This window comes from Radiobacillus deserti, assembly GCF_007301515.1.
In the GTDB taxonomy this organism is placed as follows: domain Bacteria; phylum Bacillota; class Bacilli; order Bacillales; family Amphibacillaceae; genus Radiobacillus; species Radiobacillus deserti.
In genome coordinates this window covers 2,422,805-2,448,886 of sequence record NZ_CP041666.1, presented here as the reverse complement: position 1 = coordinate 2,448,886, position 26,082 = coordinate 2,422,805, and the positions used below count along the sequence as shown (strand labels likewise).

At 38.2% G+C, this 26,082-nt stretch carries 29 protein-coding genes and 2 riboswitches; of the genes, 25 read left to right on the top strand and 4 right to left on the bottom strand.

What is annotated here, in order from left to right:
- Window positions 1-14: 14 nt before the first annotated feature.
- From FN924_RS12950 to FN924_RS12940, 3 genes are read right to left on the bottom strand one after another with little or no spacing between them, the layout of a single operon-like run.
- Window positions 15-866 (bottom strand): metal ABC transporter permease, encoded by an 852-nt coding sequence (locus FN924_RS12950; RefSeq protein ID WP_143895142.1) that lies wholly within the window; start codon window positions 864-866, stop codon window positions 15-17.
- A gap of 11 nt (window positions 867-877) precedes the next feature.
- Window positions 878-1,636 carry a metal ABC transporter ATP-binding protein gene (locus FN924_RS12945; RefSeq protein ID WP_143895140.1) on the bottom strand — a complete coding sequence of 253 codons (759 nt, stop codon included), beginning with the start codon at window positions 1,634-1,636 and terminating at the stop codon, window positions 878-880.
- A 15-nt stretch (window positions 1,637-1,651) separates the two neighbouring features.
- On the bottom strand, window positions 1,652-2,575 hold the full coding sequence (locus tag FN924_RS12940) for a metal ABC transporter solute-binding protein, Zn/Mn family (RefSeq protein WP_228409437.1): 924 nt from the start codon (window positions 2,573-2,575) through the stop codon (window positions 1,652-1,654).
- A 148-nt stretch (window positions 2,576-2,723) separates the two neighbouring features.
- Here FN924_RS12940 and FN924_RS12935 point away from each other — a divergent pair, with 148 nt between their 5' ends.
- From FN924_RS12935 to FN924_RS12905, 7 genes are all read left to right on the top strand, one after another.
- On the top strand, window positions 2,724-3,041 hold the full coding sequence (locus tag FN924_RS12935) for a metal-sensing transcriptional repressor (protein WP_143895136.1): 318 nt from the start codon (window positions 2,724-2,726) through the stop codon (window positions 3,039-3,041).
- Window positions 3,042-3,478: 437 nt separating this feature from the next.
- Window positions 3,479-4,396, top strand: coding sequence for a proline dehydrogenase family protein (locus FN924_RS12930; protein ID WP_143895135.1), 918 nt, complete (start codon window positions 3,479-3,481; stop codon window positions 4,394-4,396).
- Window positions 4,397-4,586: 190 nt separating this feature from the next.
- Window positions 4,587-5,840, top strand: a complete 1,254-nt coding sequence (locus tag FN924_RS12925) for an MDR family MFS transporter (RefSeq protein WP_143895133.1) — start codon at window positions 4,587-4,589, stop codon at window positions 5,838-5,840.
- A gap of 112 nt (window positions 5,841-5,952) precedes the next feature.
- Entirely contained in the window at window positions 5,953-6,309 is a 357-nt protein-coding gene (locus tag FN924_RS12920) for an arsenate reductase family protein (RefSeq protein WP_143895131.1), read from the top strand.
- A 13-nt stretch (window positions 6,310-6,322) separates the two neighbouring features.
- On the top strand, window positions 6,323-6,709 hold the full coding sequence (gene gcvH, locus FN924_RS12915; RefSeq protein WP_143895129.1) for a glycine cleavage system protein GcvH: 387 nt from the start codon (window positions 6,323-6,325) through the stop codon (window positions 6,707-6,709).
- Window positions 6,710-6,837: 128 nt separating this feature from the next.
- Complete coding sequence (locus tag FN924_RS12910) at window positions 6,838-7,188, top strand: toprim domain-containing protein (protein ID WP_143895127.1); 351 nt, start codon at window positions 6,838-6,840, stop codon at window positions 7,186-7,188.
- A gap of 10 nt (window positions 7,189-7,198) precedes the next feature.
- Window positions 7,199-7,513 (top strand): thioredoxin family protein, encoded by a 315-nt coding sequence (locus FN924_RS12905; RefSeq protein ID WP_143895125.1) that lies wholly within the window; start codon window positions 7,199-7,201, stop codon window positions 7,511-7,513.
- Here the strand turns inward: FN924_RS12905 and FN924_RS12900 are convergent.
- Window positions 7,510-7,935 carry a TlpA disulfide reductase family protein gene (locus FN924_RS12900; protein ID WP_143895123.1) on the bottom strand — a complete coding sequence of 142 codons (426 nt, stop codon included), beginning with the start codon at window positions 7,933-7,935 and terminating at the stop codon, window positions 7,510-7,512. The genes FN924_RS12905 and FN924_RS12900 overlap by 4 nt on opposite strands.
- Window positions 7,936-8,046: 111 nt before the next feature.
- A riboswitch (SAM riboswitch) is annotated at window positions 8,047-8,156 on the top strand.
- 87 nt (window positions 8,157-8,243) lie between these two features.
- Between FN924_RS12900 and FN924_RS12895 the strand changes: the two genes are divergently transcribed.
- The 18 genes from FN924_RS12895 to FN924_RS12815 all read left to right on the top strand — a co-directional run bounded on the left by FN924_RS12895 (window position 8,244) and on the right by FN924_RS12815 (window position 26,040).
- Complete coding sequence (locus FN924_RS12895) at window positions 8,244-9,269, top strand: methionine ABC transporter ATP-binding protein (RefSeq protein ID WP_143895121.1); 1,026 nt, start codon at window positions 8,244-8,246, stop codon at window positions 9,267-9,269.
- The gene (locus FN924_RS12890) at window positions 9,262-9,930 is read left to right on the top strand and encodes a methionine ABC transporter permease (protein WP_143895119.1); all 669 of its coding nucleotides are present in this window, start codon (window positions 9,262-9,264) and stop codon (window positions 9,928-9,930) included. The genes FN924_RS12895 and FN924_RS12890 overlap by 8 nt, the downstream gene beginning before the upstream one ends.
- 55 nt (window positions 9,931-9,985) lie before the next feature.
- Window positions 9,986-10,843 (top strand): MetQ/NlpA family ABC transporter substrate-binding protein, encoded by an 858-nt coding sequence (locus tag FN924_RS12885; protein WP_143895117.1) that lies wholly within the window; start codon window positions 9,986-9,988, stop codon window positions 10,841-10,843.
- A gap of 107 nt (window positions 10,844-10,950) precedes the next feature.
- A complete protein-coding gene (locus FN924_RS18895) occupies window positions 10,951-11,205 on the top strand; it encodes a YuzK family famiily protein (protein ID WP_158634002.1) in 255 nt (84 codons plus the stop codon).
- A gap of 314 nt (window positions 11,206-11,519) precedes the next feature.
- Window positions 11,520-12,308, top strand: coding sequence for a Fe-S cluster assembly ATPase SufC (gene sufC, locus FN924_RS12880; protein ID WP_143895115.1), 789 nt, complete (start codon window positions 11,520-11,522; stop codon window positions 12,306-12,308).
- Between the two features lie 17 nt (window positions 12,309-12,325).
- On the top strand, window positions 12,326-13,633 hold the full coding sequence (gene sufD, locus FN924_RS12875; RefSeq protein ID WP_143895113.1) for a Fe-S cluster assembly protein SufD: 1,308 nt from the start codon (window positions 12,326-12,328) through the stop codon (window positions 13,631-13,633).
- Window positions 13,633-14,853: a cysteine desulfurase gene (locus tag FN924_RS12870; protein WP_143895111.1), complete on the top strand. Its 1,221-nt coding sequence runs from the start codon at window positions 13,633-13,635 to the stop codon at window positions 14,851-14,853. Before sufD ends, FN924_RS12870 begins: the two co-directional genes overlap by 1 nt.
- Complete coding sequence (gene sufU, locus FN924_RS12865) at window positions 14,843-15,280, top strand: Fe-S cluster assembly sulfur transfer protein SufU (protein WP_143895109.1); 438 nt, start codon at window positions 14,843-14,845, stop codon at window positions 15,278-15,280. The genes FN924_RS12870 and sufU overlap by 11 nt, the downstream gene beginning before the upstream one ends.
- 50 nt (window positions 15,281-15,330) lie before the next feature.
- Entirely contained in the window at window positions 15,331-16,728 is a 1,398-nt protein-coding gene (sufB, locus tag FN924_RS12860; protein ID WP_143895107.1) for a Fe-S cluster assembly protein SufB, read from the top strand.
- 202 nt (window positions 16,729-16,930) lie between these two features.
- Window positions 16,931-17,260 carry a hypothetical protein gene (locus FN924_RS12855; RefSeq protein WP_143895105.1) on the top strand — a complete coding sequence of 110 codons (330 nt, stop codon included), beginning with the start codon at window positions 16,931-16,933 and terminating at the stop codon, window positions 17,258-17,260.
- Between the two features lie 240 nt (window positions 17,261-17,500).
- Window positions 17,501-18,331 carry a sulfite exporter TauE/SafE family protein gene (locus tag FN924_RS12850; RefSeq protein ID WP_194709660.1) on the top strand — a complete coding sequence of 277 codons (831 nt, stop codon included), beginning with the start codon at window positions 17,501-17,503 and terminating at the stop codon, window positions 18,329-18,331.
- Window positions 18,332-18,347: 16 nt separating this feature from the next.
- Window positions 18,348-19,748 carry a bifunctional metallophosphatase/5'-nucleotidase gene (locus tag FN924_RS12845; protein WP_143895101.1) on the top strand — a complete coding sequence of 467 codons (1,401 nt, stop codon included), beginning with the start codon at window positions 18,348-18,350 and terminating at the stop codon, window positions 19,746-19,748.
- 54 nt (window positions 19,749-19,802) lie between these two features.
- The gene (locus tag FN924_RS12840) at window positions 19,803-20,117 is read left to right on the top strand and encodes a YunC family protein (RefSeq protein ID WP_143895099.1); all 315 of its coding nucleotides are present in this window, start codon (window positions 19,803-19,805) and stop codon (window positions 20,115-20,117) included.
- A gap of 148 nt (window positions 20,118-20,265) precedes the next feature.
- Window positions 20,266-21,372: an HD-GYP domain-containing protein gene (locus FN924_RS12835; RefSeq protein WP_143895097.1), complete on the top strand. Its 1,107-nt coding sequence runs from the start codon at window positions 20,266-20,268 to the stop codon at window positions 21,370-21,372.
- A gap of 62 nt (window positions 21,373-21,434) precedes the next feature.
- Window positions 21,435-22,226 carry a sporulation protein YunB gene (gene yunB / locus FN924_RS12830; protein WP_143895095.1) on the top strand — a complete coding sequence of 264 codons (792 nt, stop codon included), beginning with the start codon at window positions 21,435-21,437 and terminating at the stop codon, window positions 22,224-22,226.
- Window positions 22,227-22,278: 52 nt separating this feature from the next.
- Window positions 22,279-22,449: riboswitch (Lysine riboswitch) on the top strand.
- 164 nt (window positions 22,450-22,613) lie between these two features.
- Complete coding sequence (locus FN924_RS12825) at window positions 22,614-24,152, top strand: Na+/H+ antiporter NhaC family protein (protein ID WP_143895093.1); 1,539 nt, start codon at window positions 22,614-22,616, stop codon at window positions 24,150-24,152.
- Window positions 24,153-24,424: 272 nt separating this feature from the next.
- A complete protein-coding gene (locus FN924_RS12820; protein ID WP_143895091.1) occupies window positions 24,425-25,936 on the top strand; it encodes a sodium-dependent transporter in 1,512 nt (503 codons plus the stop codon).
- Complete coding sequence (locus FN924_RS12815; RefSeq protein ID WP_143895089.1) at window positions 25,936-26,040, top strand: methionine/alanine import family NSS transporter small subunit; 105 nt, start codon at window positions 25,936-25,938, stop codon at window positions 26,038-26,040. The genes FN924_RS12820 and FN924_RS12815 overlap by 1 nt, the downstream gene beginning before the upstream one ends.
- Window positions 26,041-26,082 lie beyond the last annotated feature (42 nt).

Genomic DNA, 26,082 nt, shown 5'->3' with positions numbered 1-26,082 from the left:
CTTTCGAAGTATCGTTAGGATTGTAATCTATGATGCCGATAAGATAGCAACTTTCTTAAGAGACTGGTGCATAATAAAATGATAATCGATGTTATAACAATGGTTCCACCCGGTGGAATTTCAAAATAGTATCCTACTATAAGTCCTATTATAACGGATAATTCGCCAAAAAGAACGGAAAATGTAATGGTTTGTTTAAATCCCTTTGCAATCCGAATACTTGCTGCAACCGGTAACGTCATCAAAGCAGAGACGAGTAGAACCCCGACAATTCGGATGGAAGCTGCAATGACTAATGCGGTTAATACGATAAACAAAAAGTGAATTCGTTTGGCATGGATACCAGAAACGACTGCATGTTCTTCATCAAAAGATAATAAAAATAGTTCTTTGTAAAAAAGTGATATTACAACAAGCACAATAATTGTGATGCCAACTATCGACCAAAGGTCACGTTGGCTTACAGCAGCGACCGATCCGAATAAGAAATTAAATAAATCGGTATTAAATCCATTTGCTAAAGAAATGAAAATAACACTTAACCCTACACCACCGGATAGGATAATGGGAATCGCAAGCTCTTGATAGGCTTTATATACTCTTCGTAATTGCTCAATAAAGAGCGAAGCGAGAACGGAAAACCCCATGCCAGAATAAAAAGGGGTTATCAGCGGTGTAGCTAATTTTTTTTCCAATAATAACCCGAAAGCAATACCAGCAAGTGTAACATGTGAAAGAGCATCTGCAATTAAAGATAGTCGTCTTACTACGACGAAAGCACCCAGCAAGGGAGCAATTAATCCAATAAGTAAACCAGTGTAAAACGTGTGACGTAAAAAGTCATATTCTAAAAAATGTTCAATCATACTTGGACTCCTTAAGAATGGTTATGATCCACAATTTGCAAAGAATGTCCGTACAACGCTGACAAGTCTTGATTAGAAAGATTTGCAAACTGTGAGGCATTGCCATGAAAATGTAGTTGCTTGTTTAAGCATACTAAATCTGTGACGTAATCTGTCATCGTTCCGGTATCATGTGTAACAAGTAGTAAGGTGATTTGATGCTCTTTATTCAAACGGTGAAGCATATGGTAAAACTGTTGCACATGCTCTTGGTCTACCCCAACCGTAGGTTCATCTAAAATGAGCAATTCAGGATTATTAACGAGAGCTCGTGCTATAAAGACACGCTGCTGCTGACCTCCAGAGAGATCACCGATGTTTTCATTTAGATATGGACTCATATCAACTTGTGCAATGGCTTCCTCAATTTGTTTATGGTGTGTTTTGTTCAGAAACTTAAAGTATCCAATGGAAGAGGTTAACCCCATGGATACAACCTCCCTTACAGTAGCGGGAAATCCTCTATTAAAGCTATTTGCTTTTTGAGAAACAAATCCAATTTTATTTTTTTCTTTAAACTTTCGAATAGGAGTTTGGAACAGCTCGATAGATCCTTGTTGTGGTTTAAGTAAACCAAGAATTAGTTTTATTAAGGTAGTTTTTCCGCCTCCATTGGGCCCAATTAAGCCCATAAAAGCCCCTTTTGGAATCATAAAGTTAATATCTTCTAAAATAGTTTTGTTTTCATATTGAAAGTGGACATGTTCAAGCTTTACAATTGGTTCTTTCACGTATCCATCTCCTCTCTATTTAGTTACGAGATTTAGTACTTTTAGGTTTTGTCGCATTAAGGAAAAGTAATCTTCTTTTTTTTCTATATCAGATTCTGTTCGAACAGCCAAATTGTGAATATGAGCTGCATGAATTCCCATTTCTGATTGAATCTTTAGCGAAATGGAATCTGAGATATTTTGTTCAAACACCATATAAGATAAATGGTGCTCGTGTGCTTCTTCAATTAGATGGATCAAGTCAGCTTGCGAAGGCTCTGCACTATTATTTACTCCATTTACAGCAAGCTGTTTTATTCCGTAACGTTCCTCCCAGTATCCATATCCTGCATGAGAAACGAGAATCGTTTTATCCTTTTTATTTTTTAATGTAGTACGATACTGCTCATCCAGTTCTATAAGTTCACTTTTAAGAATGTTAAAATTATCTTCTATCTCTTGTTTTCTTTCTGGGATAACGAGGATAAGCTCCTCCTTTAAAATAGAAGCAAGTGTAAGTGCACGTAAAGGATCCAACCAAATATGTGGGTCATGATCTCCATGAGCATGCCCATCATCGAGATGTTCTGAATGGTCTCTTTCCAGAGACTGCTTAAAAAGCTCTTCATGACTTCCGAGCTCTATGAAACGTACATGTTGATCATCTAGCGCATGCGCTACTGATTCTGCAAAGGGCTCAAGCACTTTACCGAAATAAAAGAAAGCATCAGCTTTAGCCAATTCGGTCATTGTTTTGGTTGTGGGCTCGTAAGTGTGAGAATCAGCTCCCGGAGGATAAATCGTTGAAACCTTCACATCATTTCCTCCTAATCGTTCAACGAAATATTGAAGAGGATAAACGGTTGTGTAGATGTGATACGTTTCATCTAGTTTTTCTTCTTCTGCTGTGGAGCATGATATCAATACACATAAAGATAATATGGTAACCAACTTTCTCAAAATTTTTCCTCCTAGTGTGTGAACGAAATATATTATATCGTAATGATTACTGTTTGTACATTGGGACAATTTCGATTTGAATCTCATTGACATCTATACCTTGGGGGGGTACGATGTATGTAGCGATAATAAGGAGTTGGGGAATGATATGGATCACAATGAACATATAGATCTATCCGATAAAAAGCCAATTAAACCCCGTACGGAAGAGGAAAAGCAACAAGTTGTTAACCGTTTAAAGCGTATTGAAGGTCAAGTCAGAGGTATTCAAAAAATGGTGGAAGAAGATCGCTACTGTGTAGACATCCTTGTTCAGATTTCAGCTATTCAAGCAGCCATGAAAAAGGTGGGTCATTCCTTAATGGAAAGACATATGAAACACTGTGTTACACATGCTGTCCACTCTGGAGATGGTGAAGACGCTATTGAAGAATTAATGAAAGTCGTGCAACAATTTTCTAAATAACGAGGACTAAAGGGGCTGGGACATAACTTAAAGGATAAGCTGAAAAGCCGAACAACAGCCTATACTAGCTCCGGAAATATACGTAGACTCCAGCCGCCCGTGGAAAGCGTAGTATATTTCCGGACGGGGTATAGCCACTAATTAAAATTGTTCGGATTTTCATTGCTTCCTTTACTTTTGTCTCAACCTCTATTTATTTGCCTAAATCTAGTATTATCCGTTCCGTTGTATCGTAAACTCGAAACAATGTAAGCATACTCTTGAAAGAGTGTTAATCGCATGGTTTCACTTACCTTTTTCCTTTTAAATATAATGAAGTAAGCGCTTAAATCCGTGCTAAGAAAAAATCATTCCCGTCCCGAACTTTTAGTGATAAACTGATAAGGGTAAAAGGGTAACACATTAAATCACTTGACGATGACTTAGGAGGATATGTGATGGAACAATTGCTTCGGAACTTTTTCTTATTTTTATCTAAAAATAAATTTTTTACTAAATTAGCAAAGAAATACGGTCTCCGTTTCGGCGCTGCAAAATTTGTTGCTGGTGTAACCATACAAGATGCGGCGAATACAATTTCCAATTTAAATAAAAAGGGCATGTCTGTGACGGTTGACCACCTAGGAGAATTCATCGACAGTGAAGAAGAGGCTAGGCAATCCGCGGATGATTGTGTAAAAATGATTGAAAAAATTGCGGAGTTAAATCTTCATTCGCAAGTTTCCTTAAAAATGACTTCTATGGGATTAGATATCTCTGAACAGCTTGTAATGGAGAATATGAGAAAAATCTTAGAGGCTGGAAAAAAGCATGATGTGTTTGTAACGATCGATATGGAAGATTTTGAACGCTGTGGTAAGACACTAGACATATTTAAACGTTTAAAGGATGAGTATGATGGGGTTGGTACTGTTTTACAGTCTTACCTGTATCGAACCGTTGAAGATATAGAAGATTTAAACAAATGGAGCCCTAACCTACGACTTGTGAAAGGTGCTTATAAAGAATCACCAAAGGTAGCGTTTCCAGATAAAAAAGATGTGGATGATAACTATAAAAAAATTATTAAAATGCACTTATTAAATGGTAATTATACGGCAATTGCGACACATGATGATGCAATGATTGAATATACGAAAGAGTTAGAAAAGCAATATGATATTAGTAGAGATCAATTTGAGTTTCAAATGCTTTTTGGTATCCGAAATGAAAGACAAGAGGAGCTTGTGAAAGAAGGTTATAGAATGCGTGTTTACGTACCATACGGGGATGATTGGTACGGTTACTTCATGAGGAGGTTGGCAGAACGCCCAGCAAACGTAGCCTTCGTTTTAAAAGGAATTTTTAAAAAATAAGGATATGAAATGCCGCTGACAAAGGTCGGCGGCATTTTTGACATTGGAATAATAGATTAACCTATTTTGATATAACAAAATGAAGGCTACGACTAAAGTAGGAGAAAGAACCCGACCTTGTCCGGATTCGCTACCGATAATGACATCGTAAACTACAGATACATATTTAAATAAGAAAGAAGGAACCAAGGTGAGGTTTAGAGACTTTCATAAAAACATAAAAATTAGAATTGCGGAATCGTTTATAAGTGGGATGGTCGGTAGTATGGTATTTCCATTTATGGCCATTTACTTAGCCAATCACTTTGGAGCTAAAATAACGGGTCTATTACTTCTTATCAATGTCTTCGTTGGAATCGGTATTAATTTTATTGGTGGCTATTTTGCTGATCAATTCGGTAGAAAAAAAGTAATGTTAACAGCAGAGGTACTTCGTCTATTTGCATTCTTTGTCATGATGGTAAGTAACTCTCCGTGGTTTGAATCTCCTATTCTTACATTTATGATGATGACATTAAATAGTATTTGTTGGGGATTAGCGGGTCCGGCTAACCAAGCAATGTTAATCGATGTCAGTACTCCTGAACAGCGGAAACTGATGTACTCCATTACATATTGGGCAAATAACCTATCATTAGCGATTGGAGGTATTGCTGGTGCGTTTATGTTCCAGCATTATTTATTCCAACTATTTCTAGCCTTAACGGTTATATCAACTGGTGTCGTTATTCTCGTTGCATTTTTTATCGAGGAGAGTTATGCACCTCTTCAAGTAAAATTACGACCAACGGAACACGTAACTAAGCTTTTCTCCAATTATAGAAAAGTGTTGCAGGATCGTCTGTTCGTCTGGTTTGTTCTAGCTAGTATTCTTATTTTGTCCATGGAATTTCAACTGACCAATTATGTGGGAATTCGCCTAAGTGCTGAGATGCCTATTCAGACCTTTTTATTCTGGGATATCGATGGTGTGAAGATGATGGGCTTTTTACGTAGTGAAAATACGATTCTAGTAGCTGTCCTGGCGTTATTTGTTAGTTCTATCGTCAGTCGTTTTAGAGATCGCTATGTTCTAGTTTGGAGCTGCTTCACGTTTACAATTGGGTATGGATTCATTGCTTATTCGAATCATGTTTGGGTATTAACAATCATGATGGTGCTGTTGACGGTAGGAGAAGTCTTCCGTGTACCTGTTGAACAAGGTTATATGGCCGCTATTCCACCAGATGATGCAAGAAGCTCTTACATGGCATTCAACGGGTTAAAATACAATTTGTCAATGCTCATTGCTTCCGTTACCGTAACACTAGGTTCTTTTCTTCCGTCCATTGTGATGGCCATCGGGATTACATCGTTAGGCCTGATAGGTACCATTATCTACTTTGTGATATCTCCTGGACTGGATAAACGAAAATCAGACCATACGCTTAAACAAGCTAGTTGAAGGACACGTGCTGTGTCCTTTTTTGTATGCAAGATAGCATCCGAACAGGCGAACTGGACGCTTTTTTGTTAAAATTATGTTAATATAAGTAAAGGATGAAGGAGGGGACTAGATGAGTTATACATTTTATTGGTATCCTAAATGTGGAACTTGCGTAAAAGCAAAAAAATGGTTAGACGAGCATGGTAAAGCATATGAAGCTGTACATATTGTGGAAAATCCACCTTCTGCGGAAGATTTGAAAAATCTAATCGAGAAAAGTGGTTTACCTATAAAAAAATTCTTCAATACAAGTGGGAGAAAGTATAAAGAGCTTGGATTGAAGGACAAGCTGCCTAATGCTTCAGAACAAGAAATGATTGATTGGTTAGCATCTGATGGTATGCTCATCAAACGACCTATTCTGACCGATGGAAAAAAGGTAACGGTTGGCTTTAAACAAGAACAATATGAGGAAACCTGGGCTTAAGGAGGAGTAAATAATGAGTTTACCAAATGATTTAAGATATTCCGAAGAACATGAGTGGTTAAAGGTAGAGGGCAACAAAGTTATAGTAGGCATTACCGATCACGCCCAATCTGAGCTTGGCGACATCGTGTTTGTTGAACTACCTGAGGTTGGTGATGAGATTGAAGCAGACGCACCATTCGGTAGTGTTGAATCCGTGAAAACAGTATCCGAGCTATACGCTCCAATTGCAGGTAAAATATTGGAAGTGAATGAAGAACTAGAGGACAATCCGGAATTTGTGAATGAATCACCATATGAAAAAGCTTGGATGATTGTCATTGAGGCGACGAATATTGCTGATGTAGAAAAGCTAATGACGGCAGAGCAATATAAAAACATGCTGGAGGAAGCGGAATAATCCACTTCTCTGAGCATGATTTGAATTATTGTCAATACAATAGGTAATACATACTAATATCCCTTGTTGCAAGCGTAACAAGGGATTGTTAGTATAAAGCTCAATTACGAGGAGTGCAGGTGGTCGCGATGTCTGATTTGGAAAAGGTAATCATTGTGGAAGGACGCTCAGATAAGAAGCAAATTGAAAAAATCATCGATGAACATGTAGAAATCGTTTGTACCAATGGAACCATAGGGGTAGGACGGTTAGAAGAGTTACTGGAAGAATATGATTTAGACAATAAGGATGTTTTTATTCTGGTGGACGAAGATCGTGCAGGTTTAAAGCTTCGGAAACAACTTGCGATAGAACTGCCACATGCCATACATATCCATATAGATAAAGCTTATCGAGAAGTAGCGGCTACGCCAGAAGCAGAATTGGCAACTGCGCTGCTTGGTAAAAGAATTACCGTAAATCCAATTTTTCTGACATAATGGAGGCACTATGAAACCGATAAAAACAGAAGAGCAGCTACAGGAAGGTCTTTTATTCTTGTTTATTCATACCCCGTTTTGTGGGACGTGTAAGGTTGGACGAACAATGCTTGTAGCGATTGAACAGATGTGGAACGATAATCTATTCTATGAGATGAATGCAGCTATTTTCCCAGCATATATGCAACAAAATAAAATAGAGAGCGTTCCATGTCTTCTTATTTTAAAAGATGGAGAAATTAAAGATAAGATCTATGCATTTCGCTCTGTGCAGTACCTTTACCAACAGATTTTTTATTATAAGAATATGGATGTTTCTTCTTAACCGCTGTTTTCCATCCATTTTCCGACTGCTTCTACAATGGAAAAGAAAGAAGCTTTGTCATCAAAGCTTTCGACCCAATCTCCTTTTTGATCAATAAGGACGGTCGTAGGTACCCCTTTACATTGATATAAATCATAAACGTCGCGATTATTGTCTCGTAAAGTTGGTTGTGTTAGAAATTTCTGTGCAAATTTTTCCCCGTCACGGACAGACCTCTCTCGTCCAGGAACATTGATGGTGATCATGTTCACTTTGTCCTGGTCCATCGATTGAAATAACGCCTCTTTTTTTGGTAAGTCCTGGGCGCAATCGGGACACCAAGATACCCAAAAGGTTATCACTATTAATTTTCCCCTCTCTTTTGATAAATCAAAATATCCGGTGCCATCCATAAAGGGTAGTGTGAATTGTGGTGCTTTCATAGTCGATGTCTCTCCTCTTCATAAGACGTTTTTGGATTTTTTTATTGACAGTTCATTCTAGGCCATGCTAAAATCCAATCTATCATTAAAAAGTTTATAACAAGTAACAATCTCTTATCAAGAGAGGTGGAGGGGCTGGCCCTGTGAAACCCGGCAACCGTCAAACTTCGGTTTGAAATGGTGCCAATTCCTGCAAAGCAGATTGCTTTGGCAGATGAGAGAGCAGACAACGACTTCATGCGTCTTTCTGTTCTCTTGAACAGAAAGACGCTTTTTGATGTGAAACTAAAAGCAGAGGGGGTTACATCATGATATCCATCAAAGACTTAACGAAAGTTTTCCCATCAAATAAAGAGAGTTTAACAGCAGTGGACCATTTGAACTTGGATATAGCGAAGGGGGAAATATTCGGAGTTATTGGATACAGTGGTGCCGGGAAAAGTACGTTTATCCGATTACTCAATCGTTTAGAAAATCCAACAAGTGGATCTATTGAGATAGAAGACAAGGATATTACATCCTTGTCTAAGAAAGAATTACGAACAACTAGGCAAGAAATTGGAATGATTTTTCAACACTTTAATTTACTGTGGTCGCGTACGGTACGAGACAATATCGGGTTCCCATTGGAAATAGCAGGAGTCCCATCACAAGAGAGAAAGCAGCGTGTCGATGAACTGATTCGCTTAGTTGGACTTACTGGTCGTGAAAATGCTTACCCATCCCAATTAAGTGGGGGGCAAAAGCAGCGTGTGGGCATAGCGAGAGCACTTGCAAATAATCCAAAAGTTCTGTTATGTGACGAAGCGACATCTGCACTAGATCCAGAAACAACGGATTCGATTCTTCAATTACTTGTAGATATTAATGAGAAGCTGGGACTTACCATTATCCTCATTACACATGAAATGCATGTCATCCGCAAAATTTGTCATCGGGTTGCCGTGATGGAAAAAGGACAGATTGTAGAGCAAGGAGACGTGTTAGATATTTTCCTTCACCCCCAACAGACCGTAACAAAACGCTTTGTTGAGCAAGTGATGAGTGATAATAGTCAATCAGAATCGCTTAATTGGTTACATGAACATTATGATGTGAACAAGATCATTAGGTTGAAATTTGTAGGTGAAACGGCAAACCATGCTCTGATTAGTCAAGTAGCAAAACGGTTTGATGTGGAAATCAACATATTGCATGGGAAGGTTACCCAAACGCAAAAAGGTGCTTATGGAACATTATATGTACATTTAGAGGGGCCAGATCATGACGTGCAACAAGCATTGGAGTTCATCCGGTCTACCTCAGTAGAAGTGGAGGTGGGAATCCATGTTTGAGCAACTGTTTCCTAACGTAAATTTAGAGGATATGTGGACAGCGACAGGTGAAACGTTTTACATGACATTAATCTCCTTAGTTGGAACCTTTATTTTAGGAACAATTCTCGGTCTGTTATTATTTTTGACCTCTAAGGGAAATGTGTGGGAAAGTAAAACTTTAAATTTTATTGTAGCGACCATTGTGAATGTCACGAGGGCCATCCCATTTATTATTTTAATTCTACTTCTATTCCCATTTACTGATTTTTTAATGGGAACGATACGAGGGCCTAATGCAGCATTACCAGCTCTTATTATTGGTTCTGCACCGTTCTATGGACGGTTAGTCGAAATCGCGCTAAAAGAAGTGGATAAAGGAGTCCTTGAGGCTGCAAAGGCAATGGGTGCAAAGACATCCACTGTTATTTTCAAAGTACTGTTACCAGAATCATTACCAGCTTTAGTCTCAGGTATAACGGTGACAGCAATTGCGTTAATTGGTTACACTGCGATCGCTGGAGTTATCGGTGCAGGCGGCTTGGGTGACTATGCATACTATTATGGTTTCCAACGCTGGGATTTTGATGTTGTGTTGTTCTGTACCGTGTTAATTGTATTAATCGTGTTTTTATTTCAGTTTATAGGAGACTATATATCCAACAAGCTAGACAAACGTTAAAATTAATGGATTTCCATTAATCATATAAAAAAACAAATAAAAGGGGAGTACACAAATGAAAAAATATCTTTTATTACTTGCTACTGCATTTTTAGTTGCACTATTAGCAGCTTGTGGAAATGATGAAGGATCAGAAAATAATGCGAGCTCAGATGAAGGTTCTGAAGAAAGCAAAGAAATTGTAATTGGAGCATCTAGTGTTCCACATGCGGAAATCTTAGAAAAAGCAAAACCACTTCTTGAAGAAAAAGGCATTACATTAAAAATCGAAGAATACCAAGACTATATCTTACCTAATAAAGATTTAGACAATGGCACATTAGATGCAAACTACTTTCAACATCCGCCATACCTAAAGGCACAGGAAGAAGAATTTGGTTATGATTTCGTAAACCTTGGTGGCGTTCACGTAGAACCTATGGCGATTTACTCTAAGAACATTAAGAGTGTAGATGATATTAAAGAAGGTACTGAAGTTATTATTAGTAGATCTGAACCTGACCATGGAAGAATTCTTTCATTATTTGAAGCAGCCGGATTAATTACATTAAAAGAAGGCGTAGATAAAGCAAGTGCAACACTGGATGATATCGCAGAAAATCCTAAAAATCTAAAATTCTTACCAGATGCAAACGCAGAATTATTACCACAAATGTATGAGAAAGAAGAAGATGCACTTGTGGCCATCAATGGAAACTATGCGATTGAAGCTGGACTATCTCCAGTTGATGATTCTGTTTTCCATGAAGGGGAAGATACACCATTCCCGAACGTTATCGTTGCTCGCGCTGAGGACAAAGATAGCGAAGCATTGAAAACATTGGTAGAAGTATTACAGTCAGAAGAAATTCAAACATTTATTGAAGATGAATACCAAGGAGAGATTGTACCAGCACCTACTCCTGGCGAGTAATCAACAAGAAATCAAAGAAACAGCTCTTAATTCTACAAAGAATAGAGCTGTTTCTTTTTGTTTGTACGACAGCCTTCCACATCGATTGTCAGATGTTTTAACAAGTTTTGTTACGGGTAAATAATTGGTGTACACTAAATAGTGAAAATAAAGGAAAGGATGGATTTATTATTAGTGACACCGGTTTGGACTTAACTTATACTTCAGAAATGGAAAAAGCGATGCATCAAGCACATGGCATGGGATATACGGAGTATGCATCTGATATTGATAAGATGATTGAGGTCGAGAAAAAAAGAGAGTTAAGTCATCAAAAGAACCATCAAATGATTGCAGAATTAAATAAACAAATCCATAAATAAATTAATTATAGTTATTATAAATAAAAACCCTGTTCCACATATTGGAGCAGGGTTTTTATGGATGTGAAAAAGGAATAAGGTGAAAATAAAGAAAATGCGATTTATGTTAACATATATTATATAGAAGGAACTAGGTGTTTTTTAATGAATGGGTGTATAAAAATTGTCGATATGGGTAGGGATATCGACGGCTAATTGTTGATAATATAGATTCGAAATGATATAAGATTGTAATGAGAATAAAGTGAGAATGGAACATTTAATCCATGTCTACAAATTTATTTAAAATAAAAGGTTAACTGGAGGTATTTGGTATGGCAGGATCAACTTTAGAAATTAAAGATCTTCACGTTTCAATTGAAGACAAGGAAATTTTAAAAGGGGTTAACTTAACGATCAAAGGTGGAGAATTCCACGCGGTAATGGGACCAAATGGTACAGGTAAATCAACATTAGCTTCTGCTATTATGGGTCATCCGAAATATGAAATCACACAAGGTTCTATTCTAATGGACGGTAAAGACGTTTTAGAGATGGAAGTAGATGAAAGAGCACAAGCTGGATTATTCCTTGCGATGCAATATCCAAGTGAAATTAGTGGTGTAACAAACTCTGACTTCTTGCGTTCTTCTATTAACGCACATCGTGAAGAAGGAGACGAAATTCCATTGATGAAGTTCATTAAAGAAATGGATGAAACAATGGATTATTTGGATATGGACAAGAACATGGCCCAACGCTATTTGAACGAAGGATTCTCTGGTGGAGAAAAGAAACGTAACGAAATTCTTCAACTTATGATGATTAAGCCAGCAATTGCGATTTTAGATGAGATTGACTCAGGGTTAGATATTGATGCGCTTAAAGTCGTTTCCAAAGGTATCAACAAAATGCGTAATGACGAGTTCGGATGTCTTATGATTACGCACTACCAACGTCTATTGAACTATATCACTCCGGACAAAGTACACGTTATGATGCAAGGCCGCGTAGTAAAATCTGGTGGACCAGAGCTTGCTCAGCGTCTTGAAGCGGAAGGATATGACTGGATTAAACAAGAGCTTGGTATTACAGACGAAGAAACCGTTGAACAAAACGCGTAATAGTTAGGAGGGATAGAATGACTGTGGAAACAAAATTACCTTATGAAAAAGACTATGTAAGTCAGTTCTCCGATAAGCACAATGAACCGGAATGGTTTAAGTCTTTGCGTCTTCAAGCACTAGAGATGGCGGATCGCTTAGACATGCCGAAACCGGATAAAACAAACATCACGAAATGGAATTTTAGCCAATTTAAACACGAGTCTGAAGGAAAAGAGCTTACCTCACTGGAGGAACTACCTGAGGAAGTGAAAGTGTTTATTGACTTAGAAAAAGAACATAAAAACCTTGTACTACAACGCAACCATTCTGTTGCTTACAAGTCTCTTGATCCTGCTTTGAAAGAAAAAGGGGTTATTTTAACAGACATCTTTACTGCTATTCAAGAGCACAGTGATTTGGTACAACGCTACTTCATGAAGGATGCTGTTTCGGTTGATGAGCATAAATTAACGGCGCTTCATGCTGCATTGTTAAATGGTGGAGTATTCGTTTATGTACCTAAAAACGTAGTAGTAGAAGAACCACTCCAATCCATTTTTTGGCAGGAAGATAAGGACGCATCTTTATTTAACCACGTAATCGTAGTAGCGGATGAAAATAGCTCGGTTACTTATGTAGAAAACTATGTGTCTACGAGTGAAGATGCAGAAACCGTTGCAAATATCGTGACGGAAGTTATTGCACATGATAATGCACAGGTTTCCTTTGGTGCGGTAGACAATTTAAGTGCTGGAACGACAGCATATGTGAATCGCCGTGGAATTGCGTATCGAGATGCTGCTATCGAATGGGCACTAGGTCAAATGAACGACGGTAATACGGTGTCCGAAAATGTAACGAACTTAATTGGAGACAATTCTCGTTCAAACGCAAAAACTGTAACTGTTGGACGTGGAAAGCAAACGCAAAACTTTACGGCTAAAATTGTTCATTTTGGCTTAAACTCGGATGGTTTCATCCTTCAACATGGTGTAATGAAAGATCAAGCTTCTTCTGTATTTAACGGAATTGGTAAAATTGAGCACGGAGCTTCTAAGTCCAATGCAGAACAAGAATCACGCGTACTTATGTTAAGTAAGGATGCGCGTGGAGATGCCAACCCAATCCTGTTAATCGATGAAGATGATGTTACAGCAGGTCACGCTGCTTCTGTAGGACGCGTTGATCCGATTCAATTATATTATTTAATGAGTCGTGGTATTCCGAAAAAAGAAGCAGAGCGCTTAATTATACATGGATTCCTAGCTCCAGTAGTAAATCAAATGCCTATTGAAGCGGTGAAGGAGCAATTAACAGAAGTGATTGAAAGGAAAGTGTACTAATGGACTTTCACGCCATTAGAGAACAGTTCCCTATTCTGAATCAGGAAGTAAATGGACATCCACTTGTGTACTTAGATTCTGCAGCAACCTCGCAAAAACCAGTTTCTGTTATAGAAGCGGTTGAGAAGTACTACAAGCAGAACAATTCTAATGTTCACCGTGGCGTCCATACCCTTGGAAATCGTGCTACCGATCAATATGAAGGCGCCCGCGAAAAGGTTCGAAACTTTATTAACGCGGCTAGTACAAAAGAGATTATCTTCACTAGAGGGACAACAACCTCCATTAATACGGTTGCTTATAGCTATGCCAGAGCTAATTTATCTGAAGGTGATGAGATTGTCATCACTTATATGGAGCATCATAGTAACATTATCCCTTGGCAACAAGCGGCAAAGGCAACAGGGGCAACCTTAAAATATATTCCTTTACAGGAAGATGGATCCATCGGACTTCAAGATGTTCGCGAAGCGATAACGCCTAACACGAAAATAGTATCGATGATGCATGTCTCTAATGTGTTAGGTTCGGTAAATCCAATTAAAGATGTTGCAGCTATTGCACACGAGAACGGCGCAATTATGGTCGTGGACGGTGCACAAAGTGTTCCACACATGAAAGTGGATGTTCAAGAATTGGATTGCGATTTTTATGCGTTCTCTGGACATAAAATGTGTGGTCCTACTGGGATCGGAGTTCTTTATGGAAAGCAACATTTGCTAGAAGAAATGGAGCCGGTTGAATTTGGCGGTGAAATGATTGATTTTGTACATTTATACGAGTCAACTTGGAAAGAATTACCGTGGAAATTTGAAGGTGGAACTCCGATTATTGCAGGAGCAATTGGCCTAGGTGCTGCTATTGATTTCTTGACTGAGATCGGTTTGGATAACATTTACGAACATGAAACACGTTTAGCTGAATATGCCATGAAGCAACTACGTGAAATGGAAGGAATCACCATATACGGTCCAGAAAAAAGAGCTGGACTTGTAACCTTCAACTTAGCGGATGTTCATCCACACGATACAGCAACTGTATTAGATGCAGAAGGAATCGCAGTTCGAGCTGGTCACCATTGTGCACAGCCATTGATGAAATGGTTAGATGTAACAGCGACCGCACGTGCTAGCTTTTATTTATATAACACAGAGCATGATGTGGATCGTCTTGTTGAAGGACTGAAGAAAACAAAGGAGTATTTCGGTGATGTCATTTGATAACCTAGATACACTCTACCGTCAAGTCATTATGGATCATTATAAGAATCCACGTAATCGAGGAACGCTAGATAATGAATCATTAACAATTGATATGAATAATCCAACCTGTGGAGATCGTATCCAGCTTCATCTTCAAGTAGAGGATGGAGTGGTAGAAAATGCTAAATTTGAAGGGGAAGGCTGCTCTATTAGTATGTCTTCTGCATCGATGATGACACAAGCGATTAAAGGAAAGAGTGTAGAATCAGCATTGAAGATGTCTAGTTTGTTTTCAGATATGATGCTTGGAAAAGACATTGACCCAGGGGATTTGGATTTAGGAGATATTGAAGCATTACAAGGTGTTTCAAAATTTCCAGCAAGAATTAAGTGTGCGACCCTTGCGTGGAAGGCGATGGAAAAAGGCGTCGATAACGAACAGTAGTTAGATTCGTGCTATAATGAAGGAGTATAACCTACAAGGAGGTTTTATGAATGGCCAAAAAAGCACCAGAGATAGGTGAATATAAATATGGTTTCCGTGATCGAGACATATCGATTTTCCGTACGGAACGAGGATTAACAAAGGCTGTTGTGGAACAAATTTCAAAAATGAAAGAAGAACCACAATGGATGCTAGATTACCGATTAAAAGCGCTTGAACAATTTTATAAAAAACCAATGCCACAATGGGGTGGCGATTTATCAGAACTTGATTTCGATGAAATTACGTATTATGTAAAACCATCTGAACGCTCTGAGCGTTCTTGGGATGAAGTGCCAGATGAAATCAAGAACACTTTTGATAAATTAGGGATTCCAGAAGCAGAACAAAAATACCTTGCTGGTGTATCTGCACAATATGAATCTGAGGTTGTTTACCACAACTTAAAAGAAGACTTAGAAGAAATGGGAATTGTCTTCAAGGATACAGATACAGCTCTTAAAGAAAACGAAGACCTTTTCAAAGAATACTTTGGTAAGGTTATCCCATCTTCTGATAACAAATTCGCTGCACTAAACTCTGCCGTTTGGTCTGGTGGATCATTTATTTACGTACCTAAAGGTGTAAAAACAGACACACCTCTACAAGCTTATTTCCGTATTAACTCTGAGAATATGGGACAGTTCGAACGTACGCTTATTATCGTAGATGAAGGAGCTTCTGTTCACTATGTAGAAGGTTGTACAGCTCCAGTTTATACAACCAACTCCCTTCATAGTGCGGTAGTTGAAATCTTTGTTAAAAAAGATGCCTATTGCCGATACACGACGATTCAAAACTGGGCGAACAACGTCTATAATCTTGTAACGAAACGTGCTATTTGTGATGAGAATGCAACGATGGAATGGATTGACGGAAACATCGGTTCCAAATTAACGATGAAATATCCAGCTGTCATTCTTAAAGGAGAAGGTGCTCGTGGTATGACTCTTTCTATTGCATTAGCTGGGAAAGGTCAACACCAGGATGCCGGAGCGAAAATGCACCATTTAGCACCGAATACGTCTTCTACCATCGTGTCTAAGTCTATTTCTAAACAAGGTGGAAAAGTAACATACCGCGGTATCGTTCATTTTGGACGTAAAGCGGACGGTGCTCGTGCAAACATTGAGTGTGATACACTCATTATGGATAACAAATCGACTTCTGATACGATTCCTTACAATGAAATCTTTAATGAAAACATTTCATTGGAGCACGAAGCAAAAGTATCTAAAGTTTCAGAAGAGCAGCTGTTCTACCTTATGAGTAGAGGTATTTCTGAAGAAGAAGCAACAGAAATGATTGTAATGGGCTTCATCGAACCATTTACAAAAGAGCTACCGATGGAATATGCGGTAGAAATGAACCGTCTAATCAAGTTCGAGATGGAAGGCTCTATCGGATAACTTATGAAAAACCCTTGTATATCAAGGGTTTTTCTTTTGTTTTGTACGTGCCAAGTTTTTTGTTATCTGGTGTGTAAGCAAGGGGAAACCCTTGCTTTTTTTGATTTAAAAAGTTGTTCTATATAAAATAAGTGTTATTAAGCAATAATCTTATTTAGGAATTATGGATTTACATGGTAAAATTTATAAAGGGGTGAGGGGTATGAGTGAAATAGATATTGCGATGATTATATATTTTATTTTTATGATTGTAGCGACACTTGTAAGTTTTACGTATGGTTCTACCATGATTAGAAAAACGGGATTGTTTTTTCCACAAGTCTTAATTGCAGGAGCTATTAACTTAGCAGTAGGTGTATTTGCAATTATAGGATGGTTATTCTTCGCTTGGGGGCGAAATGAATTTTTATTTATGGGAGGATTAGTTTTAGGTATCGGGTTATTAGTTACTGGGGAAGTCGTTTTGGTTATAACCTTCATTTTAAAACGAAAAAAATGGATTCAAATTCACCATGACACCTTTAATTCATAGACTGGTGTTACTTAATTAACGGATGCATTACATTTAGTAGCCCCCCTTAAAAGGAGGAAATCCCATGAGTGTTTAAGGTAGGGCTTCGCGGTTGATATTTATGCCATTTTAACCACCATCAGTATAGATCATTGAAAAGCATTACTCTTTTTTCGATTTCGAGTACCAAATACCCTTTAGTAGCATATGGAGGAACTTGGCGGTACAATAAGACATAGACGAATTGTAGTTTGGATGTGAATGGTTTTGATATTTATTTTAGCATTATTGATTGGATTTTTATCTGCCTTCGTTGGCAGTTTGGTCGGTTTAGGCGGTGGAACAATATTGATTCCCTGCTTACTCTTACTTAATCAATATGTAGAAGCATTTGACTGGGCGACTCCACAGGCAGTTGTCGGATTGTCTCTTCTTGTGATGGTGTTTACAGCAGCTTCCTCTAGCTTCTCATACATAAGAAATAAACGAGTAGATTTAAAAAGTGGTTTCCTTTTCTTAGCTGGAATTGTGCCAGGTGGGATTTTAGGTGCTTGGATTAATCAGTTTTTTGAAGAAGATAACTTTGCTCTTTATTTTGGTATTTTAATGTTTATCATGTTCGGGCTTATGTCCTTAAAGAAAAAAGAACGAAATGTACGAATAAACGAACACTCCCGCTGGTATATTCATAGCAAGATGGAGTTAGGGGGCAAATCATATAGCTATTCCTATGCATGGCTAGTCGCTATTTTGCTTACGTTCTTCGTCGGTGCCCTTTCCGGTGCATTTGGAATTGGTGGGGGATCCATGCTAGTACCTGCTATGATTTTGTTATTTGGTTTCCCATCACACGTGGCAACAGCAACTTCCATGTTTCTCATCTTATTTTTAAGTATTGGAAGTACAGTCGCACATGGCACGATGGGACATATACCGTGGCATTATGTAGCCTTCTTTATCCCCGGTTCATTGCTCGGAGGACTAACCGGAGCATTTGTGAATCAAAGAATGAAGGGACAAACCATTGAATTTATTTTACGCATTATTTTACTATTAATAGGAATTCGTCTGATCTGGCAAGCCATTGGTTAAGGAGTCGTTGCTTATAATGGAAGAAAAAATTTTTTTGTATTACACGAACGATTTACATAGCCACTTTGATAATTGGCCAAAGATTATACATTACCTAAACAAGCAGAAGGCAGTGCGAGAACGAGAGAATCAATCCTATTGGTTGTTTGATATAGGGGACCATATGGATCGCTCTGCACCTATTTCGGAAGCTCTTCTTGGAAAAGGAAATGTGGAGTTATTAAATCAAGCCGACTATCACTTTGCAACAATCGGAAATAATGAAGGCATTACATTAGACTATCAGCAGTTAGTTCATTTATATGAGAATGCGCAGTTTGAAGTGTTATGTGCCAATTTGAAAAGCAAGAATGAGAAGAAACCAGATTGGTTACAAGCTGTAAAAACAGTACAAACGAAAATGGGTACAAAGATTAGTATTATTGGTTTAACAGCACCTTACACGAATTTTTATAACTTATTAGGTTGGGATATTCAATCCCCATACGACACGTTGGAAGAATGGATTCCAATGTTGAAACAGAAATCCGATATTATTGTACTCATGTCCCATCTTGGTTTGAATGAAGACGAAGAAATAGCAAGAAGATTTCCGGAAATTGATGTGATTATGGGGGGGCACACCCACCATCTGTTAAAGAACGGTGAAATGCATCGAAACACGTTATTAACGGCGGCAGGAAAGCATGGGTATTATGTGGGGGAGGTTTACCTGAACTGGGATCACACTACGAAAACAGTAATACAAAAAGAAGCATATGCTTATCCTATTCATGATATAGAGGAAGATACGGAAGCTAGAAACGCTATCCAACGACTAGATCAACAAGCAGCGAATCTGTTAGAGAAAGAAATCGTTCGATTATCGAAATCTCTAAGAGTGGACTGGTATAAAGAAACGGAACTCATGACACATTTTGTACAAACCCTTCAGACATGGACAAAGGCAGATTTAGCATTTCTTAATGCTGGGACATTGATGGATGGGCTGGAAGAAGGACCTGTTACTTATGGAGATGTCCACCGAATCTGTCCACATCCTATGAACCCATGTGTCGTCACACTCAAAGGAAACGAGATTGTTGAAGTAATTCGTGGAGCACTAACAAAGCCTTTTATGGATTTTGAGTTAAAAGGCCTAGGGTTTCGAGGCAAAGTGTTAGGGCGAATGGTGTTCACCGGAATACAAGTTGATACCGAGGTACTAGATAGTGGAGATGAACATGTGATAGATGTAACGATAAATGGAAAACCGTTGGATAAGGAGAAAAATTACCGAGTGGCAACTGCAGATACATTTACATTTGGAAAGCTATTACCTGAGGTAGCAAGATCGGAAGATAAACATTATTACTTACCAGAACTATTACGAGATTTGTTAGTGGTATGTTTAAAGGACCACTATAGAAATTCATAGTCACATCCTTCTCTTTTCCCCATATATTGAAAAGAGAAGGGAGTTGATGGAAAATTGTTTTCTGTAAAACCGATTTTCATTGAAGGCGTTCCTTTCACAGCTATAAGAGTAGAGATTCCTCAAACGAACCTTTTAGTTGTGTCAAATGATGTAGGGTACATTATGTGTGGAGCTTTAGATGTTGATTTATTAAATGAGCATCTTGCTGATCGTAAAATCATTGCGGCACGTGCGCGGGGTGTCAAAACGATTGATGAGCTATTGGAAGCTCCTTTAGATAAAGTAACATTAGAAGCAGAGAATAAAGGTTGGAAACCTGGTATGATTGGAAAAGACGCACTATTAAGAATTGCGGACAATAAGAAATAAAGTGGAAGTAATCAGAGCTATCTTTTCATGAAGGATAGCTCTTTTGTATCTCATTATATCGAGTTAAGAATTAAGATAGATAATTTAGTCATTTTCTGGTACTATAGAGTGAAAGATGTCGAATGATGGTAGTAGTTAGGAGAAAGATATGAGACTAGTAGCCACGAGAACAATCGAACCAGGCACAATGCTTGCGAAGCCGATTTACACGGATAAACGTAAAGTATTAATTCAAAAAGACGTGAAGTTAACGAATAATATGCTTAAACGATTGTTACAATTAGGAATTACATACGTATATATACATGACCCGTTTACTGAGGATATAATGGTTAGCTCTGCGATATCGGACGAGCTTCGTTTGGATGCTGTACATACAATAAAAAAATCCTTTACTCAATTCCAAAAGGAAGGATTTGTAGATGGTTCCTACTTGTTTGAAGAAACTGGTAAACAGATGGCTGGAATGGTGCAGGATTTATTAAAGGAAATCGAGGCTAAAGATGAAGTTCTTTCTATATTATCTGATATATTAATTACAGATGATTACGTTTTTTCTCATTCTCTTAATGTGACCATTTATACGCTAGCGCTTGCTAAAGAATTAGGCTTTTCACAAAAAAAGCTTGAAGAAATTGGTTTAGGAGCTATGTTGCATGATGTAGGAAAAATGTTCATTCCTGAGGAGATCTTACAAAAGGAAGAGAAGCTAACCGATTATGAGTTTGAAGTTATCAAGTACCACACCGAAGAAGGCTTTAACTTTTTAAGAAAAGCTAAAAATATTCCGCTCATTACTGCACATTGTGCTTACCAGCACCACGAGCGATTAAATGGAAGTGGTTATCCACGTGGTCTTGTAAATAATGAGATTCATGAATATGCCAAGATTATCGGGGTTGCGGATGTGTTTGATGCCGTCACGAGCAACCGAGTATATCGCGATGCTATGTTGCCGCACCAAGGCTTAGAAATATTGTATGCTGGAGTTGGGGAGCTGTTTGACAAACATATGGTAGAAGCATTTCGTAAAAGTATAGCAGTATATCCGAACGGGTTAACCGTACAGCTGAATGACGGAAGAGTCGGAGTCGTCGTGAATCAGAACCCAAATGTTCCGGACAGACCTGCTATTCGCATCATTGAAGAACGTGAGGAACGGCTAAGCAAGCCTTATGAAATTGATTTGTTAAAGGAATTAAATATTGTTATTACATCTTGTGATACAACCTTCCCAAAATCAAAGCAAAATTAAAAAACGAAATCATTCTAAGCCCTCTTTAAGACGCATATCTTGTCTCGAAGGGGGTATTTTGTATGCGCAGAAATTTTAGGTTCAAAAAAAGAAGATTATCTCCGCCTCCAGTTAAAAATATTTGGATGATTACGTTTATCGTGTTCCTATTTTTTACACTTAGTAGTTTTCTCATTGTGAATAAAGGGATAAAGCCAATATTTTTAGAAATCGCTGACACAAAAACAAAGGCATTAGCAAATTATGCAATGGGAATCGCCATTAATAAACGGTTAAATGATGATTTAAATCTAGGCGAATATTTAGAAATTAATACCGATGAAAATGGGAATGTCGTTAGCTATCAAATGAATACTGCTGTTGAAAATAGAGTACAACGCAATATTCAAAATCGGGTAGAGAACTATCTTAAGTTATTAGAAGAAGGAAAGGTAATTGGAAAAGAAGAACTACCGTTAGATGTGGAAGTGGATCCAGAGTCCGACAAAGAACAAAATATGGAGTCGGTACAAGGTGATCCAACGCTCGTGCAAATTCCATTAGGGGTCATTACGGGAATTCCGCTTTTATCTAACTTCGGTCCGAAAATTCCAGTCGACATTCGATTTATCGGATTTGTTAGTACGGAAATGAAAACACGGATCGAAGGGATAAATATTAATAACCTATATTATGAGTCGGAAGTGTATATTAAGGTTGAACTGGAAACCATTATTCCGTTTGGGACAGATTCCGTCGTAGTGGAACAAACCATTCCAGTCGGTCGTGGTGGTGTCATGGGGGATGTCCCAGAGTATTATAATTCTGGTGGAGGAAATGGAGATTTATCTATCCCAATGGATCCGTTGCAATAAGAGGGTATTCCCTGTATAATATAATAGGAAAAATGAATAAACCTTATCAGATCGGTGAGGTAGAGGCGCGAATAGCAAGAGTATATCGTGGGAGGATGACAACGAAGAACACGATGGAAAGGGTTATTTGCCGAAGTATAAGCTCATGTCTAAGTGCTTATATTGGTATTTACTTCGAATAGGGGAAATACTGTCATGGCTAACATGAAGAGCTACTGATCGAGATGGATAATAACATATGTGCTTCAAAAGGCAGAGGTAGGTTATTTTCTATCCCTGCCTTTTTTCTATATTTAGCCAATCAACCTCCCATCTTAAAGGACTATTCATCATGAATTACATCAACATATATCAGACGACGTCTGAAATAGGAGGTTTAATTGGAATATGGAAGGAACAATTTATTCTTTAATCCCAGCAATTATTATGCTGGTTCTGGTGTTGTTAACAAGAAAAGTTTTAGTTTCTTTAGGTATCGGAATTATTGTTGGCGCATTTATTATTCACGAAGGACAAGTAGGAGGATCATTAAAGGAAATATGGTCCATTTTTTACGAAATCTTTTACGCAGATGGAGGCTGGCAGAAAGGAAATATTTATATGCTAGTTTTTCTTCTCCTATTAGGTGTTACAACTTCCTTTATGACCGCATCAGGTGGAAGTAAAGCTTTTGGAGAATGGGCAATGAACAAGGTGCATAGTAGAACAGGGGCACAAGCTGTACCAGCGTTTTTAGGAATTATTATTTTCATCGATGATTATTTTAACAGTCTTGCGGTAGGACAGATTGCACGACCTGTAACCGATCGCCATAAAGTATCACGTGCCAAACTTGCGTATTTTATTGATTCGACATCAGCACCTGTTACCGTTATTTCACCAATCTCGAGTTGGGGTGCTTATATTATTGGCACAATAGGGACGATTTTAGCAACGAATAGCATTACAGACTATCAAGCATTCGAAGCTTTTGTTGGAATGATTCCATATAACTTTTATGCGTTAGCTTGTTTAGTGCTAGTATTCTGCGTTGTGTATTTAAAAATGGATATTGGTCCTATGAAAGTACATGAACAACGTGCTATTCAAACGGGAGAGCTATATGACGAGAAGAATGGGGATATTCCAGGAGACCTTTCGTCTACATTTAAAAAGGAAGCGAAGGGTGGAATGGCAGACCTACTAGTTCCAATTCTCACATTGGTAATCGGAACCGTAACGGCAATGATCGTAACAGGTATTCAAGAAAGTGGTACTTCTTATGACGTTTTGGATATTTTTAGTAATACAAATGTAAATCTCTCGTTATTTATAGGAGGAGTACTTGCTGTTGCCGTTGCTTGGATTTTGTATGGTATAAAGGCTAAAGATAAGCCAAATAGCATCCATGTAGTTTTAGAAGGGCTAAAGTCGATGATGCCGGCTATCTATATATTAATTCTTGCTTGGATGATTGGTTCAGTCATTGATACGTTAGCGACTGGTCAATATTTAGCTGAACTTGTTACGGCATCTGCTATCAAACCGGATTATCTTCCACTTTTACTCTTTGTAGTTGCAGGCTTTATGGCGTTCGCAACAGGTACTTCATGGGGTACTTTTGGAATCATGCTCCCAATTGCTGGAGAGTTGGCTGCTGTTACGGATGTTTCCCTAGTATTACCAGCTTTATCTGCTGTATTGGCTGGATCCGTATTTGGAGACCATTGTTCGCCCATTTCTGATACGACCATTCTTTCTTCTACAGGTGCAGGAGCCAATCATATTGACCACGTCCTAACTCAACTTCCTTATGCCTTAATCGGTGCTGCAGCTTCGATAATTGGGTATTTATGTTTTGCCTGGACAGGAGCTGTAGTTGTTTCTTTAGCAGTAGCCATTTTAGTAATAATGATTGTTGCTTTATTTATTCATCGAAAAGCTTAAGCTAAACCACCATCTTTTATATAAGATGGTGGTTTTTTTATCCCCTTTAAAAAACGCTTACATAATTGGTGTGAGAAGTCCGTTAGATTATCTGACAAAACTGGGATGTTTTTCTTATGAGAATCTTGTTTGAAAAGCTTTGACATAGGTCAAAGGTCTAGTTATAATACATAAATATCAGAAAAAAATAAAAATTTGAAACATTCTATCTCTACCTTAAACATAAAGGTAGTAGAAAGAGACATTCATTTTGATGAAGGAGGAAACATTCTATGGAAAACCGTTCACAATGGGGAACTCGTATTGGTTTTCTTATGGCTGCAATGGGGTCTGCTATCGGTCTTGGAAACATCTGGCGATTTCCATATACAGCTTACGACAATGGTGGAGGTGCCTTTTTCTTACCATACTTATTTGCACTTCTAACAGCAGGTATTCCACTGTTAATCATGGAATACACCATCGGACATAAGTTTCGTGGATCTGCGCCTAGATCTTATAGTAAGATGAGTAAAGGTCTTGAATGGATCGGTTGGTGGCAAGTTGCAGTATCTTTCGTTATCTCTGCTTATTATCCAATAATTATCGCTTGGGCTATTATGTATGCTTATTTTTCTTTTGGACAACAGTGGGGGGACGATCCTACTTCATTCTTTGTAGGAGATTACTTACAGCTATCAGATCCTGGAGTATTTGGTTCTTTAGTACCGTCTGTTTTATTCCCACTTCTTCTTGTATGGGCTATTGTATTCTTCACATTAGGCCGTGGGGTTAGGAAAGGGATTGAAGTGGCAAACAAAATTTTCATTCCTGCATTAGTTGTTCTATTTATAATTATTGTCATTCGTGCAATTACTTTGCCTGGTGCCCTTGATGGATTAGAAGCTTTCTTTGAGCCTAACTGGTCTAGTATTATGGATGGTAAAGTATGGGTTGCGGCATATGGACAAATTTTCTTTAGTTTATCGATTGCCTTTGCCATTATGATTACGTACTCGTCTTACTTACCGAAAAAATCAGATATTACGAATAATGCATTTATTACTGGCTTTGCGAACTCATCTTTCGAGTTACTTGCTGGTATCGGTGTATTCGCAGCCTTAGGATTTATGGCATTTCAAAACGGTGTAGAAGTGAATGAGGTTGCAAGTAGTGGCGTTGGGTTAGCCTTCATGGTATTCCCAGAGATTATAAGCCAAATGCCGGCATCAGAATTCTTCGGTGTCCTATTCTTCTTATCACTGGTCCTTGCAGGATTATCGTCGATGATTTCTATATCGGAAACTTATGTAGCAGGTTTGCAAGAGAAGTTTAATATTTCTCGTGGCACATCCATTTTGATTGGTGGAGGACTGGCAGCAGTTGCGTCCCTGTTTTTTGCCACACAAGGAGGCTTAAACCTCTTAGATACCGTTGACCACTTTATTAACAACTACGGGGTAGCTTTATCAGGTCTATTTGAAGTTGTAGCGGTAGCGTGGTTCGTGAAATCACTTCGTGACTTCCAAAGTCATGCGGATGGCATCTCCGACATTAAACTCGGGTTTTGGTGGAGATTCTGCCTAGGTGTTATTACACCAGCTGTACTGGGTGTCATGATGCTTCAAAACCTCAAATCAGAGATTACTACTAACTATGGAGATTATCCAATTGAATTCTTATTCAATTACGGATGGGTAGTTGCGATTGGTGCAATGTTCGCCGGAGCATTACTAACATTGAAAAAATGGCCGAATCAAGCAGCAGAGGCATCTAAGTCAGAAGATCAGGAGGTGGCACAATAATGTCAGCTAGTGCTATTACTATGGCGGTTATTGGGATTGTCATCATTTGGGGAGGACTTGCAGCAAGTATTACGTATGCTGTTAAGGCCGCAAAAAGATCCTAATATTATAAAGATAAAGAGGAATTTGGTATATTAGCCAAATTC

What these genes read in the sequence shown, in the direction of transcription:
- FN924_RS12950 (WP_143895142.1), bottom strand. Translation starts at nt 866, where the DNA reads ATGATTGAACATTTTTTAGAATATGACTTTTTACGTCACACGTTTTAC.
- FN924_RS12935 (WP_143895136.1), top strand. Translation starts at nt 2,724, where the DNA reads ATGGATCACAATGAACATATAGATCTATCCGATAAAAAGCCAATTAAA.
- FN924_RS12930 (WP_143895135.1), top strand. Translation starts at nt 3,479, where the DNA reads ATGGAACAATTGCTTCGGAACTTTTTCTTATTTTTATCTAAAAATAAA.
- FN924_RS12920 (WP_143895131.1), top strand. Translation starts at nt 5,953, where the DNA reads ATGAGTTATACATTTTATTGGTATCCTAAATGTGGAACTTGCGTAAAA.
- gcvH (WP_143895129.1), top strand. Translation starts at nt 6,323, where the DNA reads ATGAGTTTACCAAATGATTTAAGATATTCCGAAGAACATGAGTGGTTA.
- FN924_RS12910 (WP_143895127.1), top strand. Translation starts at nt 6,838, where the DNA reads ATGTCTGATTTGGAAAAGGTAATCATTGTGGAAGGACGCTCAGATAAG.
- FN924_RS12905 (WP_143895125.1), top strand. Translation starts at nt 7,199, where the DNA reads ATGAAACCGATAAAAACAGAAGAGCAGCTACAGGAAGGTCTTTTATTC.
- FN924_RS12900 (WP_143895123.1), bottom strand. Translation starts at nt 7,935, where the DNA reads ATGAAAGCACCACAATTCACACTACCCTTTATGGATGGCACCGGATAT.
- FN924_RS12895 (WP_143895121.1), top strand. Translation starts at nt 8,244, where the DNA reads ATGATATCCATCAAAGACTTAACGAAAGTTTTCCCATCAAATAAAGAG.
- FN924_RS12890 (WP_143895119.1), top strand. Translation starts at nt 9,262, where the DNA reads ATGTTTGAGCAACTGTTTCCTAACGTAAATTTAGAGGATATGTGGACA.
- FN924_RS12885 (WP_143895117.1), top strand. Translation starts at nt 9,986, where the DNA reads ATGAAAAAATATCTTTTATTACTTGCTACTGCATTTTTAGTTGCACTA.
- sufC (WP_143895115.1), top strand. Translation starts at nt 11,520, where the DNA reads ATGGCAGGATCAACTTTAGAAATTAAAGATCTTCACGTTTCAATTGAA.
- sufD (WP_143895113.1), top strand. Translation starts at nt 12,326, where the DNA reads ATGACTGTGGAAACAAAATTACCTTATGAAAAAGACTATGTAAGTCAG.
- FN924_RS12870 (WP_143895111.1), top strand. Translation starts at nt 13,633, where the DNA reads ATGGACTTTCACGCCATTAGAGAACAGTTCCCTATTCTGAATCAGGAA.
- sufU (WP_143895109.1), top strand. Translation starts at nt 14,843, where the DNA reads ATGTCATTTGATAACCTAGATACACTCTACCGTCAAGTCATTATGGAT.
- sufB (WP_143895107.1), top strand. Translation starts at nt 15,331, where the DNA reads ATGGCCAAAAAAGCACCAGAGATAGGTGAATATAAATATGGTTTCCGT.
- FN924_RS12855 (WP_143895105.1), top strand. Translation starts at nt 16,931, where the DNA reads ATGAGTGAAATAGATATTGCGATGATTATATATTTTATTTTTATGATT.
- FN924_RS12850 (WP_194709660.1), top strand. Translation starts at nt 17,501, where the DNA reads ATGGTTTTGATATTTATTTTAGCATTATTGATTGGATTTTTATCTGCC.
- FN924_RS12845 (WP_143895101.1), top strand. Translation starts at nt 18,348, where the DNA reads ATGGAAGAAAAAATTTTTTTGTATTACACGAACGATTTACATAGCCAC.
- FN924_RS12835 (WP_143895097.1), top strand. Translation starts at nt 20,266, where the DNA reads ATGAGACTAGTAGCCACGAGAACAATCGAACCAGGCACAATGCTTGCG.
- yunB (WP_143895095.1), top strand. Translation starts at nt 21,435, where the DNA reads ATGCGCAGAAATTTTAGGTTCAAAAAAAGAAGATTATCTCCGCCTCCA.
- FN924_RS12825 (WP_143895093.1), top strand. Translation starts at nt 22,614, where the DNA reads ATGGAAGGAACAATTTATTCTTTAATCCCAGCAATTATTATGCTGGTT.
- FN924_RS12820 (WP_143895091.1), top strand. Translation starts at nt 24,425, where the DNA reads ATGGAAAACCGTTCACAATGGGGAACTCGTATTGGTTTTCTTATGGCT.
- FN924_RS12815 (WP_143895089.1), top strand. Translation starts at nt 25,936, where the DNA reads ATGTCAGCTAGTGCTATTACTATGGCGGTTATTGGGATTGTCATCATT.